The sequence below is a fragment of the Collinsella aerofaciens genome, assembly GCF_040910325.1.
GTDB classification, from domain to species: Bacteria; Actinomycetota; Coriobacteriia; order Coriobacteriales; family Coriobacteriaceae; genus Collinsella; species Collinsella aerofaciens_BL.
Genome location: NZ_JBDGAV010000041.1, coordinates 8,067 through 9,453 on the forward strand (window position 1 = coordinate 8,067; position 1,387 = coordinate 9,453).

The 1,387-nt window shown below is 53.9% G+C and carries 1 protein-coding gene; it reads right to left on the reverse strand.

Going from position 1 to position 1,387, the window contains the following annotated elements; translation table 11 throughout:
* On the reverse strand, positions 1 to 954 hold a 954-nt coding region (locus AB5Z25_RS10355), incomplete at its 3' end, for a site-specific integrase (protein WP_368135520.1).
* Between the last annotated feature and the right edge of the window lie 433 nt (positions 955 to 1,387).

A 1,387-nucleotide genomic window follows, 5' to 3' on the forward strand; every position in this document is an offset into this window, starting at 1 on the left:
CCTCTTTCCTTTTTCGTCATCTTTAGTTTTTGCCCTCGTGTTTCTTTGGGGATCGACTAATGTGTGCACAATCGGGGTGCTGGAAGCCTGTTCGAGGTCGACTTCGGCGAGAAGCGTGCGCTGAAGCTCGCGCCAGGCGGCGAGCCTCTCGAGTGCAAGCGGGCTCAAAGAGACGGACCTTTTCCCCGTTGAGCTCTTTGGGTCTCTGACCAGCTTGTCGGCGGCATACTGTCCGTCGATGCGGACATAGCCGTCGCCAAAATGGACGTCGCCCCATCTGAGCCCGAGCATCTCTCCGCGGCGCATGCCGGTATCGAGCAACAAGAGGGTGCCTATTCTGTGAGAGTCCATCTCCTGTGAAAGGAGGAGGGAGAGAAGCCTCCGGGCTTCATCGAGGGAAAGAGCCTGCCTCTCTTTTCCTTTGGGCCGCGGGATGACGGTGCCGGCGCAGGGGTTCTTGACAATCAGGTCGTCAAGCATGGCGGCCTTCATAATCTGATTCAGTTTTACACTGATTTTATGCAGCTCAGATTCGGAGAATCTTCCACTTTTGCGGGCTTCAGCATAGCCGGCGTTTATTATGTGGGGCCTCAGGTCTTTTACGGGATAATTGCCGAAAAGCTCCTGTATTTCCTTAACTTCAAGCTCTTCGCGGTCAAGGGCAAGCGGGCTGATGGTCTCGGCGTCCACGCGATCTTTGTGGAACTCTTTGGTGTACTGATAAACGGTCTTATCGGGGTCTTTGATGGTGAGTCCGCTATTGAGCTCAGCCTTATATGCTTCGAGCTCGGCTCTCAATTCCGACTTGTTCTTTGCGTAGACCTTTCGGCGAGGTGAGTACCTATATTTGCCGGTAATGGGGTCTTTGCCCATGTTGTGCCTGATATAGTACACGTTTTTCTGCGTCTTGCTTTTAAGGGCGCTGCCCTTACCAACGACAAGAGGCCTGCTCATGCGCCGATCCTTTGGTCAAATGAATACGAATGTGACTCCATGGCTGCGTGGCATACGCTCGGAGCAGCACGCCCGTGCGGCCCGTGAAGCGGGCGCTTCGGGTGCGCTGCTCCGAGCGTATGCCACGCAGTGGCGAAAGTCAAGATTTCAGTGGTCGAATTTTGGTCGAAATCGAACAGAACCGCTATTTGGTGTTTTTGAAAGAAATGTATATCTACCTGCCTATATAGCGGTGTCAAACAGTCTCAAAGAGTGTCAACAAGTTTAGAAACTACGGGCTCATAACCCGGAGGTCGTAGGTTCAAATCCTGCCCCCGCGACCAAGAACTTGCAGCTCGTCGGCCTAGCCGGCGAGCTTTTTTGTTCAAGACTTTAGTCTGCTGGGCGCGCAGCGGCCAGCTTCAACCCACCCGCTATGCGGGTGGAGACAAAC